Annotated in this window: 14 protein-coding genes and 1 pseudogene; 8 read left to right on the forward strand and 7 right to left on the reverse strand. The window is 41.8% G+C overall.

Annotated elements, in window-relative coordinates:
- Positions 1–326 precede the first annotated feature (326 nt).
- A pseudogene (locus ACRN9H_RS07965) lies at positions 327–524 on the forward strand (IS256 family transposase); the annotation flags it as partial.
- Between the two features lie 38 nt (positions 525–562).
- Here the strand turns inward: ACRN9H_RS07965 and ACRN9H_RS07970 are convergent.
- From ACRN9H_RS07970 to ACRN9H_RS07985, 4 genes are all read right to left on the reverse strand, one after another.
- A complete protein-coding gene (locus tag ACRN9H_RS07970; RefSeq protein WP_432313207.1) occupies positions 563–3,307 on the reverse strand; it encodes a hypothetical protein in 2,745 nt (914 codons plus the stop codon).
- A gap of 98 nt (positions 3,308–3,405) precedes the next feature.
- Positions 3,406–4,776 carry a hypothetical protein gene (locus ACRN9H_RS07975; protein WP_432313208.1) on the reverse strand — a complete coding sequence of 457 codons (1,371 nt, stop codon included), beginning with the start codon at positions 4,774–4,776 and terminating at the stop codon, positions 3,406–3,408.
- 75 nt (positions 4,777–4,851) lie between these two features.
- The gene (locus ACRN9H_RS07980; RefSeq protein WP_432313209.1) at positions 4,852–5,766 is read right to left on the reverse strand and encodes a nuclease-related domain-containing protein; all 915 of its coding nucleotides are present in this window, start codon (positions 5,764–5,766) and stop codon (positions 4,852–4,854) included.
- Between the two features lie 632 nt (positions 5,767–6,398).
- A complete protein-coding gene (locus tag ACRN9H_RS07985; RefSeq protein ID WP_432313210.1) occupies positions 6,399–7,289 on the reverse strand; it encodes a LysR family transcriptional regulator in 891 nt (296 codons plus the stop codon).
- Positions 7,290–7,427: 138 nt separating this feature from the next.
- On the opposite strand from ACRN9H_RS07985, the gene ACRN9H_RS07990 reads away from it, so the two are divergent.
- From ACRN9H_RS07990 to ACRN9H_RS08010, 5 genes are all read left to right on the forward strand, one after another.
- The gene (locus tag ACRN9H_RS07990; RefSeq protein ID WP_432313211.1) at positions 7,428–8,660 is read left to right on the forward strand and encodes an MFS transporter; all 1,233 of its coding nucleotides are present in this window, start codon (positions 7,428–7,430) and stop codon (positions 8,658–8,660) included.
- A gap of 15 nt (positions 8,661–8,675) precedes the next feature.
- Complete coding sequence (locus tag ACRN9H_RS07995) at positions 8,676–9,725, forward strand: NAD(P)-dependent alcohol dehydrogenase (RefSeq protein WP_432313212.1); 1,050 nt, start codon at positions 8,676–8,678, stop codon at positions 9,723–9,725.
- A gap of 72 nt (positions 9,726–9,797) precedes the next feature.
- Positions 9,798–10,277 (forward strand): cyclophilin-like fold protein, encoded by a 480-nt coding sequence (locus ACRN9H_RS08000; RefSeq protein WP_432313213.1) that lies wholly within the window; start codon positions 9,798–9,800, stop codon positions 10,275–10,277.
- Positions 10,258–11,340, forward strand: coding sequence for an alpha/beta hydrolase (locus ACRN9H_RS08005; RefSeq protein WP_432313214.1), 1,083 nt, complete (start codon positions 10,258–10,260; stop codon positions 11,338–11,340). The genes ACRN9H_RS08000 and ACRN9H_RS08005 overlap by 20 nt, the downstream gene beginning before the upstream one ends.
- Before the next feature lie 439 nt (positions 11,341–11,779).
- Positions 11,780–11,971 (forward strand): CsbD family protein, encoded by a 192-nt coding sequence (locus ACRN9H_RS08010; RefSeq protein ID WP_107883881.1) that lies wholly within the window; start codon positions 11,780–11,782, stop codon positions 11,969–11,971.
- 174 nt (positions 11,972–12,145) lie between these two features.
- On the opposite strand, the gene ACRN9H_RS08015 is transcribed toward ACRN9H_RS08010, so the two are convergent.
- A complete protein-coding gene (locus ACRN9H_RS08015; protein ID WP_076498848.1) occupies positions 12,146–12,391 on the reverse strand; it encodes a DUF3297 family protein in 246 nt (81 codons plus the stop codon).
- A gap of 206 nt (positions 12,392–12,597) precedes the next feature.
- On the opposite strand from ACRN9H_RS08015, the gene ACRN9H_RS08020 reads away from it, so the two are divergent.
- The gene (locus tag ACRN9H_RS08020) at positions 12,598–13,005 is read left to right on the forward strand and encodes a ribosome recycling factor family protein (RefSeq protein ID WP_432313215.1); all 408 of its coding nucleotides are present in this window, start codon (positions 12,598–12,600) and stop codon (positions 13,003–13,005) included.
- A 120-nt stretch (positions 13,006–13,125) separates the two neighbouring features.
- Here ACRN9H_RS08020 and ACRN9H_RS08025 read toward each other — a convergent pair whose 3' ends face one another.
- The gene (locus ACRN9H_RS08025) at positions 13,126–13,932 is read right to left on the reverse strand and encodes a sulfite exporter TauE/SafE family protein (protein ID WP_432313216.1); all 807 of its coding nucleotides are present in this window, start codon (positions 13,930–13,932) and stop codon (positions 13,126–13,128) included.
- Between the two features lie 351 nt (positions 13,933–14,283).
- On the opposite strand from ACRN9H_RS08025, the gene ACRN9H_RS08030 reads away from it, so the two are divergent.
- The gene (locus ACRN9H_RS08030) at positions 14,284–14,514 is read left to right on the forward strand and encodes a hypothetical protein (RefSeq protein WP_432313217.1); all 231 of its coding nucleotides are present in this window, start codon (positions 14,284–14,286) and stop codon (positions 14,512–14,514) included.
- A 57-nt stretch (positions 14,515–14,571) separates the two neighbouring features.
- Here ACRN9H_RS08030 and ACRN9H_RS08035 read toward each other — a convergent pair whose 3' ends face one another.
- On the reverse strand, positions 14,572–14,748 hold the full coding sequence (locus ACRN9H_RS08035) for a DUF6435 family protein (protein ID WP_432313218.1): 177 nt from the start codon (positions 14,746–14,748) through the stop codon (positions 14,572–14,574).
- Between the last annotated feature and the right edge of the window lie 213 nt (positions 14,749–14,961).

Consider the following 14,961-nt stretch of genomic DNA (forward strand, 5'->3'; position numbering starts at 1 on the left):
CTATGATCGAGCCCCAATGATTAAGCACTTGCATTCCAGTGACACGCCATTAACTCATCCCTGAGGGCTCGGCGGCGGCATCCATGCCGCCAACGGTCACTTACATGCAAGTGCTTAATTTAGCTAGCCCTTGAGTATGTCTGCACTAAAAGTGTCCTGTTGGTGCTTGGCAAGATAACTCTCTGTTTAGAAGGTCAATGGTGCAACAATACCTGTTTTGGTGTAACGGTTGAGTACAGAGTTATGCCTGTCCTGACATTCAGTGCAACAATGCCTATTTTGGGTGTAATGGTTGAGCACAGAGTTATGCTTGTCCTGACATTTCTCATCGACAATTCAGGAAATTGACCAAAAAAAAGGGCGGTTTTGCTAACGAGAACAGTTCACTCAAGCTGCTTTACGCGGGTATATTGAAGGCTTCTGAGCGCTGGACCCACCCCATCCAAAATTGGAATTTGACGTTATCACCGCCCTCAATCCATTTTGAGGGGCGATTAGAAAACCATATCGATCTGTGTAATTAATCTGACACAGAATTATGAACAGCCTCTATCAAACAGATTCAACTCTTCATAAGTAACTGTATTTTTTCTTCTAATTGTAATTTATATTTTTCGGAATCTGTTATTCTAGTTGCTTCATTAAGTATCTTTATATAATCATCTCGGCCAATTATCTTGTGAATATCACTTTTAATTTCTAAAAATGAAGCTTTAAAACTTTCAGGAAAATTGTTTAGATTTTTTATCCCGATATCAATATTCAATAATGCTTCAGGTATGTTACCGAGACCTATTTGTGATCTACATAACCAGAAATAAACAAAAGGATCTTCCTTACTTTGATTAAGAATTGATAAGCATATTGATTCAGAAATGTCGTAACATCCTTTTAAATAATATGTTTCAGCTATTCTGCGTAATTGAAAATGACTTTGGCTCGGTACTGATTCGTAAAAATCTAGGGCTAAACTTAAGTATGTATAGGCTTTGGACTCGCCCGCTCTTAAACAAATTTTTCCTGCTTCACGATATAAATCACCAATAGAGTTTTTGGTATAATTATCAGGAATAGATGATAAGTGGGGTAATGGCAAGTAATTGAATATATCTAAAAACTTATCGGGGTGGTTATAAGCCCAATCACCCGAAAAGATTCCGAATGCACGATATGAATGATCATAACCAAATGCCATTGCTTCTTTTATTATTAAGGCTACAATGTCTGCGTATTTCCTATTCAGCTCACTCTTAAATGCTTTCATTGAACTTCGAGAAACTAGTTCAAATGAAGCTAGAGCCACAGATATAGATGGAGGACATTCTGTATCCCAAGCATCTAATATTTCTTCTATTTGTGTTTTTGTTTCATCTGCTCTATTTGTTCTTGCATAGATTCGAGCTAGTTGAAGTTTAGCTTCATGCATGGATGGGTGCTCTTGATTTAGAGTTATAAACTCAGCTTCAGCCTGAGACTCTTGGCCTAATCTAAGTAAACATTTGGCGTAGTGATGCCTAATTAGTTTTAGTGATTCAATATTGCCAGCAACGAGGTCTATTAATTCGACAAAAATAGGTAATAGCTTTTCTAACTGCTCTTTTGCTATATATTCTGACGTTTCTTTATCCAACAAATACAGGTTTTCCATTGACTCAATTAGCGTCAAAATTTGGATTCTGTCAATTAAAGGTAAGCTAATTTTTATAGCTTCAAATTGTTCTGGAGAAGGCTGGATTTCAGCTTTAATTAACGTTGCTGGAGTGCTGGCAATCAAATGAGAATATAGGAAAATGCTCTTGCCTGTCGATCTATAAAGGCTATAAATAAGTTTGTTGTGTCTGTGTGAAACCCGTAAAAAGGACGACCAACTTTCATATTCACTATTTTTTAAATAACTTTCTAATAAAGATGCAATATCTGTCTGACCAGTATCAATATTTGCTAATGCTTCAAATATGATATCATGTACTTTCAAAAAACCAAGGCCAGATTTGGTTAGAATGGTCGATTTGACTAGCTTTTTTATACCAATAGAGCTGATTGAAGCTTTTGCAAAATTTAAGTCAATAACTTTAGTGTTACATGCTTTTAAAAATGAAAGTTGAGTAGCCAAGCTTCCTAATAGGTGCCCAAGTAAACGTTCAGTGAGCTTTTTGCTCTTTTCATCTTCATATTCAGCAATGGCTTTACAATCATTATCAATATCTTCCCACTCATAATCATCAGAATGCATGTTGGCATTCATCAAACCGTAGATAAGTGGATAACCACCGACAACGTCATATACTTTTTGGGCCAACGCATCAGGGCATGGTGTTTCTATCTCAAACTCTAATATTTTCCTCGCTACATTAAGATCTAATAAAGGCAGTTGCCAATCTCCAGTGTCTACAATTTTTCTTCGAGTCGCTAGTATCGTAGAGCCATTTTTACATAATGCCTCAAGCTGGCCTTGTGATACCGGGGCTAGCAAATCATCTAAAACTAAAAGAACTTTTTTCGATTGTAAAAGTCCTAGAAGGTTTAATTGATGCCCATTTCTAAATACATCATAAAGACCTAATTTGTTAATATCCTCTAATTCAGAAGCATCCAACCACAAAGAAATATCAAATTCTTCTTTAATTGAATTTGCAATAGCTACAGAGAAGTGTGATTTACCAGTACCACCAAAACCAACTATGACACTACTATTTCCAGCAAGTAATTTTGAAGAAATAAATTCTTCTAAGTCGGCTCTATGTTGATATGACTCATCTACCTTTGGTAAGGTAAGGTTAATTGCTGACTCATTACGAATAGTTTTTATAGAGGGAAGGAAGTGAGATAAACGCTCAGTAATTTCTTCATCAAAAAGCAAGTCATCAACAATATATTCACTTAGCTTTCTTGAATCCCAGATTTTAATTTCTATGTCTACTGCATCTTGTGTTTCATTTATATATTTAGTTACTTCTCTTTGTTGCTTGGGGTTACATTGTCGATTGCTTAGCAAAAAAAGTGATCTTAAAGAATATCCATAATGCTCTAGAGCATGTTGTGTATCGTTATCAATTTTTGACAAATTATTAAAATACTTGGCGTCTGAACTATATTCACAAACTAACTTCCCACAGGTAGAAAAAGTATCAACTACATTTCCTACAGGAGCGCCCGCTAAATTAGTACCTTTGTGATTTAATTCATACTCGCTAAAAATATGCTCTACAATAATGTAACCAAACTGCTCAAACCTGGCACCAGTTAATACCTCTGCCATTTCTGTTGTAATCCTTGCAATATACGCATTTCTCAATTCTTGTCTCACGTATTACTCCATATATTCGTCATTTTATTAAAGGTTAAGGTTCGAGCTTATGGTCTAATATTAAGCGGATTTATCTTTATTTTGTTGATGGTCAATTTCTACTCTTCGCTCACAGTCTTTTGAATTGGAGTCACTTTTGGTGAAATTGAATCTTTAATGGGAATAGTACGCTTTAAGTTAACTTTATCCGCAAACTTCCCTGCCTCATGAGCAAGGGCTGGAACAGATTTAATTGCTTGCTTAAAAATTTCTGAGTCAGTGAACTCATGCCAAGGACTGCTATAGTCTTTTGTAGATAATAATCGCAATGGCATTTCATCAAATCGATCTAACGTTGAATTGAATAGTCTCTTTTCAGTTTCTTCATCAAATTTACCTGCAAACTTTTTAAAACCGGTAAAGGATTTTGCTACGGTTGCTTTATATGCATAATTTTCTGAAAGCTTAAATCTTTGGTTAATTTGTTGTGTTGATATCCATGCTAACCATAGTGGGCCACCAATTGAAAGAATAGCCATTACGGTATGTAAAATCGCTTGGCCTGAAGTGAGGTCATTATTTAATACTTTCGTTAAAGCATCGACCCTTTCAGAACCGATAAAATATGCAGAAACGAGAGCGATCAATAAACCGGAAATCCAAATCCAGATTGAAGATTTTAATTGATTTGCTTTTTGATCAAAACCTGCTGCCAATCCTTGAGTTGTAGTTATTTGCAAAGCATCATCACATTGTGCAACTAACGCATCAGCAGATATTTTAAAATTATTGATTTCATTTCTGCTAACGTTGCACTCATCATTAGCTGCTTTTATTTCTGATTTTAAAATTGCTGAATCTTCTTTTATCTGACTAATTTCTTTTTTAGTCTGTTCAAACTCTTTTTTCGCCATTTTTAGTAAAGCGTTCAATTCTTGTTTAGCTTCCCTTAAATCCTCAAGATCTGTTGGAAGTGATTCAGCTGCTTCATGAGCTTCATTTATTGTTTTTATTTTTATTTGTATATCTTGGCTCTCAATATCAAATCTATCAAGTCTTGATTTCGTTGCTCTCAAATTTCGAGCTAAATTTTTTGGTAATAATTTTTCTGATTCAATATTTTCAAAAGAAAAAAGTTCAGCATTTACTTCAGATTCTGCTGCGTAAAGCGTAATAAATATTGATGGAATAAAACTGATTAGGTAGTTTGCATTGTTACTGAAATAGCTATGAGCTGATGTATTAAGTCTGTTTATGTTAGCAATATGATTGTCAATAGTTGCTGATAAACCATCAGTGATTCTTTCAGAGGTATATCCAGCAAGCTTATTTCTCAAATTTTGTATGAAATTTTCAACATCTACTTGGCTGATATAGACTTGGTTCCAGCCAAACTGTTGGTCAAATGTGGTCGAATTAAATGTTGCTGATGAAATTGTGGATTGAAGAGTATCTAAAGACTCTATCAATAATTTTATCTTATTGTTCATGAGTTTTTTAAAATCCCATATGTAAGGTTATTGTTTCTATTTTTCTTAGTGTAATTTGAAGGCACTTTACTACCATCATTTTCCAGTGTCACTTTTACTCAGGCATCTTTGGGCGACTTGGTAGATGATGGAGTCGACTTGTTGCTGGGTAAGGGCTTGGGTTCGCAGGGTTGGGATAGTGCCGACTAATTGTTTGTGGTTAACGATCGGGAACGGTGGTTTTGATTGACTTGTGACATACCAGCCGGGGAATACGAGTACTGGGGTTGAGGTTACTGGTGTCCCTGTGGCTTTGGTTAACCATTGGCTGACCCACTTGGCTTGGCGTTCAGCCTGTTCGATTGGCTTGGTTTCAGTCCATGAGGGGAAGTTTAAGCGCCCGTCTTTGTAAAATACTTGATAACCTTTTTTACCAGAGCCTGGGCCAGTTCCATTGGTTTGGAGTAGGTCTTTGTTCCGTTTATGGCGGCCTTTGGTTTCAATGGCGAATACGCCATTTTTGCCGATGACTATATGGTCGATGTTAAAATCGTCGGCTTGGACATCGTGAAACACTTGATAACCGAGTGCTTGTAAGCCTATGAGTTCATTGGCGGTGGCGATTTCGGCTGTATGACCTAGGCGTAACTTGGTGAGCTTTGAAAAGTTTTTCCATGTTTTAAAGCTGCAATAGGTTAAGCCCATTAATGCTGTGATGCTTAATATCCAAGGGAATTTACCTACGGCGATATGTGCTTGAATGCTGTTGAGTGCAAAGGGGAAGCAAAAAATCACGGCTCCCATCATCATGTAGCCCATTAAATCTAATTGGAGATCTTGGATTTGCTGTTGTAATCCATAGGCGGGGATGCGGATCAACTGCTCACGATCAACGGGTAGGGTTAGCGTTGCATCGCGGTATTTAAGAAACACATGCAACACTCCAGCGCCGACAAACAGACTGGATAGAATAATCACAACGGATAATAGATTGCTGCCGAAGTCTGCCATTTACGTCCCTGAAATAAAGCGGGTCAACAGCCAATCTAATGACATAACCCGTTAAAAAAATTACTTATCATTTTGGAAAGTAGCGGCAGAGTAGACTGCTAAGAGTTTGGGCGCATATTGCTGATTGGCTTCTTCTTCCTTAAATGGCGTGCTCGATAATTGCGTTCGAGTTTGCCCTGCATTTTCCTTGAGCGGTCACACTTTAACCTGCTCTATGCGGTTTAATCAATGATGTTTATCACAATATGTATTTTAAATAATGACTTGTAGCAAGATTATTCACGGGAGGAACGATCTGACAGGCATTATTTGTAGCGTCGTGTTTTAAGTTCTTTCTTTGTTCTTGCGAGCTCGCAGATATACACAGAAGTTAAACAAGATTAAGCACTGTCATGTAAGTGACCGTCCGTGACAGGGATGTCACGTTCGAGCATACAGGGATGTACTTGCTGCGAGTCACTGGAATGACGGTGCTTAATCATTAATAGTGATAGCTAAGGTCGTTTTTTGATCCGCGTTTTATACTCTTCTCTTTGCTCTTATTAGTCCTTAGTCGAGATACACAAAAGCTAAGCGGTCATGTTAGTGACCGTCCTTGCTGTTGTGATTTACCACTTATAGAAGAGGAAATCTCAGCGTAAACGCAGCGCGTCGGCGACTAAGGTAAAAGCGGGGGAGGGTTGGCGGCGACTGGGGTAATACAGGTAATATCCGGCAAAAGATAGGCTCCAGTCTTCAAGTACTTTGACTAAACGCCCTGCTTTGATATGGGGTTCAAACTCTGCTTCTGGTAGGTATGCGATACCGTTGCCTTGCAATGCTGCATCGACGATATGGTGCGACGCATTAAAGATAAGTTGGCCGTCCACATGCACATTCAATTGCTTGCCGTCTTTTTCAAACTCCCATACATACAAACCTCCGTGGGTCGGGAAGCGAATGTTAATGCAGTTATGCTCGATAAGATCCTGCGGGTGTTGGGGGATGGGATGCTGTGCAAAATAAGCGGGGGTCGCCACGGCTGCCATTGTTTGATGCTGGCCGATAGGGATCGCGATCATGTCTTTATCTATGGTATCGCCTAGGCGGATGCCGGCATCGAAGCGATCCGCCACTATGTCCCTAAAGCCATAATTTACATCGAATTCGACTTTGATATCGGGATAATTGTGCAGTAACGGCGACAGTTTTGGCAGTAGTAAGGTTCGCAGCACGAAATCACCGCAGGTGATCCGCACTGTTCCGGCGGGTTTGTCACGCATGGCCGTTAACGCATCCAGCTCGGATTCAATTTCATCAAATCGATTACCTATCGCATTTAACAGGCGTTCGCCTGCTTCCGTCGCCGATACGCTGCGAGTCGTGCGCGTTAACAGTCTGATTTCAAGTCGGGTTTCTAAACCACTGATCGCTTGGCTCAGTGCCGATTGGGTGACGCCGAGCAAGGCGGCAGCTCGGGTAAAACTGCCTTCGCGAGCGACGGTGACGAAGCACAAAAGATCGTTCAGATTCCGTTTCATCATACTGTTTTTTACACCACTTTAATTAGCTGAGCTAATAAGCTCTATAAGCATTCATTAGCTAGTAAGGTTCCAGTGCATTTGAAACAATAGCGACTACAAAGTCAATCAGATTTAAATTTAACCATTGATAGGTATGTAATGACCACTCAGGTATGCGAAACGTCAGAACCACGCTGTGCGATTCAACAAGCAAGTCAACAACAAATGGCAAATTGGAGTGGCGTGCTGGCGATGTCGTTATGCGTGTTTGCCTTAGTCGCCTCAGAATTTATGCCTGTTAGTTTACTGACACCGATTGCCACTGATTTGAATGTGAGCGAAGGATTGGTCGGGCAGGGCATTGCAATATCGGGTTTTTTTGGCGTGTTAACCAGTCTTAGCATTGCGTCAATTGCTAAAGATACGGATCGCAGGTCACTCCTACTTGGGCTCACCTCGTTAATGCTGGTATCGGGCATTGTGATTGCTTATGCGCCCAACTACTCAATTTATATGCTAGGCCGCTCTTTGATTGGCGTTGTGATTGGTGGGTTTTGGTCTTTGTCTGGTGCATCGGCAATTCGTCTTGTGCCAAAGGAAAAGATCCCTAAAGCCTTGGCAATATTCAATGGTGGCAATGCGCTGGCTATGGTGATTGCTGCTCCGCTGGGTAGTTACCTTGGCGCGCATATCGGTTGGCGAGGCGCCTTTTTCGGTTTAGTGCCCGCCGCACTGATCGCCTTTGTGTGGATGTGGTTTAGTTTGCCTGCGATGAAACCTGAAAAACGCGTTGCTGGCTCAGCGAATGTCTTTTCTCTATTAATCAAACCTTTGGTTCGATTGGGTATGTTGGCAATTGTGTTGTTGTTTATGGGGCAGTTTGCGCTGTTTACCTATGTGCGTCCGTTTCTGGAAACCGCTATCCATGTAGAGAGCAATAGCTTATCGTTCATTTTGCTGATGATGGGCATCGCGGGTTTTATGGGGACGCTTTTAGTCAGTTTATTTTTGAAAAATAATCTCTACCGCACGTTAATTTTTATTCCGTTGGTGATGGCAGTAATTGCTTTAGCGTTAATCCTGTTTAGCGATAGCAGTATTGTCGTAACAACGCTGCTTGTATTGTGGGGTGGCGTTGCCACTGCGGCGCCCGTTGCATGGTGGACTTGGCTTGCGCGAACTATGCCGGAAGACTCCGAAGTGGGTGGCGGCTTAATGGTTGCGGTTATCCAATTGGCTATCGGGCTGGGCTCAACCTTAGGCGGTGTACTATTCGATTTTAATGGTTACCACAGCACATTTTTGCTGAGTGCAACCTTGTTGGTAGCGGCAGCTTTATTGGCTTATTGGACCCAACGTTCAGAGCTAGCGCCACTGCTTCATACTCAATAATTAAGGACTTTTACTATGACCATTAATGCCTTTGGCGCTCATGCCAGCCATTTACCGCTGGAACCTATGACGATTACACGGCGCCCACCCGGTGAGGATGATGTGCAGATCAGCATCGACTATTGCGGCGTTTGTCACTCAGATCTCCATCAGGTACGTTCGGAATGGGCGGGGACCTTATATCCCTGCGTCCCCGGGCATGAGATTGTGGGGCGAGTAACCGCCGTGGGCGGGCATGTCTCAAAATTTAAAGTAGGTGACTTGGTTGGCGTGGGTTGCATCGTTGATAGCTGTAAACACTGCCATGAATGTATTGATGATCAAGAAAATTACTGCGATCACATGGTGGGCACTTATAACGGCCTAACCCACGACGCGCCTGGGCATACGCTTGGTGGCTATGCGGAACAAATCGTGGTTGATGAACGTTATGTGCTGCGTATCAGTCATCCACAAGCGCAATTAGCGGCCGTGGCTCCACTTCTGTGTGCGGGTATCACCACCTATTCTCCGCTGCGCCATTGGCATGCGGGACCGGGTAAAAAAGTCGGTATTGTTGGCATTGGCGGCCTTGGCCATATGGGGATTAAGCTCGCCCATGCCATGGGGGCTCATGTTGTGGCATTTACCACTTCAGAATCTAAACGTGATGCGGCCAAAGCCTTGGGTGCTGACGAAGTGGTTGTTTCCAAAAATGCCGATGAAATGGCAAAGCATCTGCAGAGTTTAGATTTGATTGTGAATACCGTTGCGGCTCCCCATGATCTGGACGCTTTTTTAAGCCTATTAAAACGCGACGGCACTATGACCTTAGTTGGCGCGCCTGCCACAAATCATCCTTCGCCTAATGCGTTTAATCTGATCATGAAACGCCGCAGCCTTGCGGGTTCAATGATAGGTGGGATCCGTGAAACCCAAGAGATGCTCGATTTTTGTGCTGAGCACAACATAGTGTCGGATATTGAACTGATCCGCGCTGACGAGATTAACACCGCCTATGAGCGCATGCTGAAGGGCGATGTGAAGTATCGGTTTGTTATCGACAACGCCACGTTAGCGCGCTAGCTGAACCTGAGGTGGATTATGGGTATTCGATGCTTAAGCGTTCTGGTCGTGCGGATGCCCATGGTTTTGTTCATGTTAATGGTCAGCATAGAGGTCGCATCCGCTGCGACCTCTGCGTCTGCAAGCCAACACAATGAGTCTATGACTATGCCGATTGCAAAAAAGAGTGCAGAAAAGAGTGCAGTAAAGATACGTATCATCATCGCAGGCACAGCATTAACCGCAACGCTTGAAAACACGCAGGCGGCTCGGAACTTTGTGACGTTATTGCCTTTGGACCTCACGCTTGCGGATTATAACGGCACCGAGAAAATTGCCGATTTACCGGCAAAGCTTTCGCATAAAGATGCGCCAGAAGGTTATACCCCCAAAGTGGGCGACATTGCGTATTTTGCGCCTTGGGGGAACTTGGCTCTTTTCTATCACGGCTTTGATTATTCGCGCGGACTCATCCGCCTTGGTCAAATTGAAGGGAGTGTTGAAGCTCTCATGGGCGACAGTGATATCAAAGTACGAATAGAGCTAGCACAAAATGGCGATGATGAAGAATAGAGAACCTACAATGTATATGAAAAATTTAAATAAAATCACTAAAGCAATAATAATGCTGGGCCTGTTATCAACGGCAAGTCTGCCTGCATGCGCGCAGGATATGTCTAATGGCGCCGATAATTTCTACCAAAGCGATAGCGTGGCTATGCAACGGGTGACATTTAAAAATCAATATAATATGGAGGTTGTAGGCAATCTGTTTATCCCCAAAAACCTCGATAAAAAAATGACTCATCCAGCGATAGTCGTCGGTCATCCAATGGGCGCGGTAAAAGAGCAAAGTGCTAATTTATATGCCACAAAAATGGCGGAACAAGGATTTATTAGCTTATCGCTAGACTTGTCATTTTGGGGCGAAAGTGAAGGCCAACCCCGTAATGCGGTTTCGCCCGATATTTACGCCGAGGATTTTAGTGCTGCGGTCGATTATCTGGGCACAAATAAGTTAATAGATCGAACTCGCATCGGCGTGCTGGGTATTTGTGGCAGTGGCAGTTTTGTGATTAGTGCGGCCAAGATTGACCCGCGCATGAAAGCTATCGCTACCGTGAGCATGTACAACATGGGCGCAGTAAATCGTCATGGCCTAAACCACTCACAAACTGTTGAACAACGTAAAAAGCTTATCGCAGCCGCGGCGAAACAGCGGGATGTTGAGTTCGGCGGCGGTGAAATTGAATATACCAGCGGGACAGTGCATCAGTTAGATAAGGATACCCATCCAATCCAGCGGGAGTTTTACGATTTTTATCGCACGCCACGGGGCGAATATACGCCAGCAAGCTCGTCACCACAGTTAACCACTCACCCAACGCTGACCAGCAACATAAAGTTTATGAACTTCTACCCGTTTAACGACATTGACACCATCTCACCACGGCCAATGTTGTTTATTACTGGCGATAAGGCGCATTCAAAGGAGTTTAGTGAAGACGCTTACCGATTAGCGGGTGAGCCAAAGGAGCTTTACTATGTTAAAGGCGCCGGCCACGTTGATTTGTATGACAGAACTGCGCTTATTCCATGGGATAAATTGAATGAGTTTTTTAGCAAAAACTTATAAATCGTTTATCGGATTACTCCGAAAATGCAGTCGATTAGTTCAACATTAAGTGATTGTAGCTTTATTACTTTAACCACGTTTTTTGTTTTTTGTGTGAGTACTGCCGATGAGGAACTTAAGTAAACAATATCAGTGAGTTTATATTTCTGTTATCAAATGGGCTCAATAAAAATCATTGCAATTAAAGTAGCTTGTTGTTGGATAATATTATTATGACTAATGACGAGCAACAGTATTCATTGCCAAATTACTATTTGCAACTATTACCCGTTTGCATGTAACAGTTACACTTAAATATTTTTTTATTTTCGCTTAAATATAATTTTCATATATAAATCATTTGCTTATATTTTGGCATGGGACTTGATAAGCTTTTATGTGTAAATGTTTAGTACAAGATAAGATTAGCATTTTTCTAACTAACCAAGGAATCAACATTATGAATAACGATATAGTGCAAGGTAAGTGGAAACAGGTTTCGGGTACGCTTAAAGCGAATTGGGGCAAATTAACTGACGACGATTTACTTGAAATTGATGGCAATCTCGAAAAGTTTCAAGGCAAGATGCAAGAAAAATATGGTATGGCTAAAGATGAAGCGAAAAAAGAGTTTGAAAAGTCACACTTGTAATCATGTCATTTTAAGCTGATAAAGCGAGGGGCTATTATTTGGCCCCTCATCAATCCCGCCTAATATCTCCAATCCCTCGTTACATTTGACACTTGACTGCCCAAAATGCTGGAGAAACTTGAGTGTAATGACCTAATGTTATTAGACACTACATCAACAGCAATAACACTTGTATTAGCGATAAAACGCTTCAACTGTGCCTTTTACTGTCATGGTTAGCGGTTGGCCGCGACGATCTAATGATTTGGTTGGGATTTTTACCCAGCCTTCACTTATGCAATATTCTTCGACATCAAAACGTTCTTTGCCGTTGAGCTTAATCCCAATTTCATACTCGAAAATTTCAGCCACATGATGTGGGCTACGTGGGTTAACAGAAAGGCGATCGGGTAAAGTCGGTTGTGCAGTTGTGTCGTTCATAGTCGTGGTCTGTCGTTATCTATCGTGAAAAAAATGCGTGCGCTATTGTAGGCAATAGCAGCGTTATGCTCAAGACGTTAACTGCACGAAATAAATCGTGTTAGTCATAGTGTGAGGGGCGATCATTTTCTTTAGTTTCAGAACCGCTAGCGGCAGGCTACACTTCGGCGCATTGATTTTAGCGAGTAGGCTTTGCCGATACTTCCATGACCGACAATATTACTATTTTGCTGCCCTCGCTTATTCATCGAATTGGGCGCGATACGGTTAAACAAGCCCAAGCGATAGCCAAACAATATGATTGCGAGCTTAAGCGTGTTCGTCGTTCAAGAAATTGGTGCATTGTAGGCGGCGCGATTAACATTCAATCCTACACCGCCCATCTACAAGCTGAGCAATTAACAAACCAAACAGTAGAGGGGGCGTTTCGCTATCTTATCCAAAAGCTGACAACGGCGCTGCTGCAACATACCGATAAACTTGAGCCATTAGAGGCTAAGCTCATTCGACTGATCACTGAAAACCCTGCAATCACCTTGGGTGAATTAATGCAGCTGACTCAATGCACTATTACAGAAGCCAGATTGGCACGCTTTAACGCCGACTCTTGGTAGTCGGCTATTGGTCGGCAAATCATAGCGCCTCGTGGCTAATATTTTATAATTTTTTCAATTGTTTATTACACTTTATCAGGCTCTAGTTCAAAACCTCGCTTAAACCAAATCCCTGCAGAGTTAGGCGTATATTACCGACCACATCATTTTGACGCTCAGTAAGATAAGCAACACGGCAAACACCTTTTTCAAAATAGCGACCGGCAACTTATGCGCGAGCTTAGCGCCTAGTGGCGCAGTAAAAAAGCTGGCGATAGAAATCAAAATTACACCAGGCAGATACACCATACCTACCGCAAAGGGTAACTCTAGCTGGGGTTGGCTATTGATTAAATAACCTATTGCCCCTGCCGCTGAAATGGGTAAACCCACCGCGGCAGAGGTGCCAATGGCACGTTTTAACTCGATATTACGCGAGTTTAGATAGGGCACTGTTAGCGAGCCGCCGCCAATTGACACTAATGCCGATATGGCACCAATACCGCCACCAACGGCGACCAGTTCAGTATTACTGATGTCTTTTTTCTGGGCGATAACTGCTTTTTTGGGACGCAACATATTTAGCGCAACGTAACCCATAAAGAGGGCAAAAAAGATGGCAAGATATAACGAGCTGATACGCGCGGCTAAAAATGTCGCTGAAAAAGTGCCGAGTACCACGCCCGGCGCCATGGCTTTAACAATGGGCCATAACACACCACCTCTAGCATGATGTGCCCGCGTACTCGATATTGACGTCATCACAATTGACGCCATTGAGGTACCCAGTGCTAAATGCACCACATATTGTGGCGCGATACCCTGCGCTAAAAATATGCTGGTAAGTATAGGAACCATAATCCCGCCGCCACCAATGCCGAGTAGCCCCGCCATAAATCCGGCAAAAAGCCCTAAGGATACAAACGCCAACACCCATTCAATTTCCATTTTTACTACCTTAAATGCGTTCAAGTTTTTTTGTGATGCAGTAGATATGCTTACGCTAGCGTCACAATGTGGCTTTATGGTTAATTGGTTATCGCCAAGAGTCTAGAAAATAAATATAAATCAGCTACATTTTTAATCGTGACGCCCAATAACGCAATGATAAACTTGAACGCATTTGGATTATCAGCTGCCAATCTTCTTTAACACAATACTCGTTTATGCGTTAGCGCTGCGTAATATAGCGCGCTGCACATTTGTGATAATCTTTGTTGCGATAACCCGTGGATAGAAAGCCAAGGGACCCATCGACTCACCTGTGAGTTGATTATGCTGATGATGAAGGTGCTAACCATGACGGATAAAAAATTAATCCTCATCTTAAAAACCTGCATTGCAACAGGTATTTTCTTGATATTACTGGGGATTTATTTACATAGCTATAACGACACGATTGAGACGTTGGGTGTTCGGGGCATAATGATCAGTGCTGCTTGCGTGGCTTTTGGTATGGCGTTGTCCTTACCGACAAAAATGTACCTCACATTTTTATTGGTTACTCGCGAAGCTGAGCATCATGACTAGCTTGTATAAGCGGTTTGATTTGTGATCAGCTTGGCTTTTGGGTTTACGTGCCTAAAGTTATTTTTTACTTAACTCCAGTTGTTTTATTTGATTTTCAATTTGCTCCGCTTCAGCGGTCAACATTGAATAAGCTCTAATATCGCCTTTTCTTTGCGCGTGCATAGCTTGCTCAAGTTTGGCCGCATAACGCTGGTTGAGCTTTTTTAACGGGTTCGATTTGAATATTGAAAACATCGTAATTTCTACTCAGTTGGTTGGTTAGTTATGTGTAATACGTTGTTCCGCGTTTTTTGGTTTACTAACGTGCTGACTAAAAAGCGTAACTTGCGCTACAAATGTCGCCATTGTAGTTTTTAACATAATTAACCCAAGACTAATGGGCTAAAAACACCGATAATTCCCCCCTAACGACTCATTACCAATGACGCGCCTTGGTAACTGGGCGGC

This window comes from Shewanella sp. MF08487 (assembly GCF_050848685.1).
Taxonomy (GTDB): domain Bacteria; phylum Pseudomonadota; class Gammaproteobacteria; order Enterobacterales; family Shewanellaceae; genus Shewanella; species Shewanella glacialipiscicola.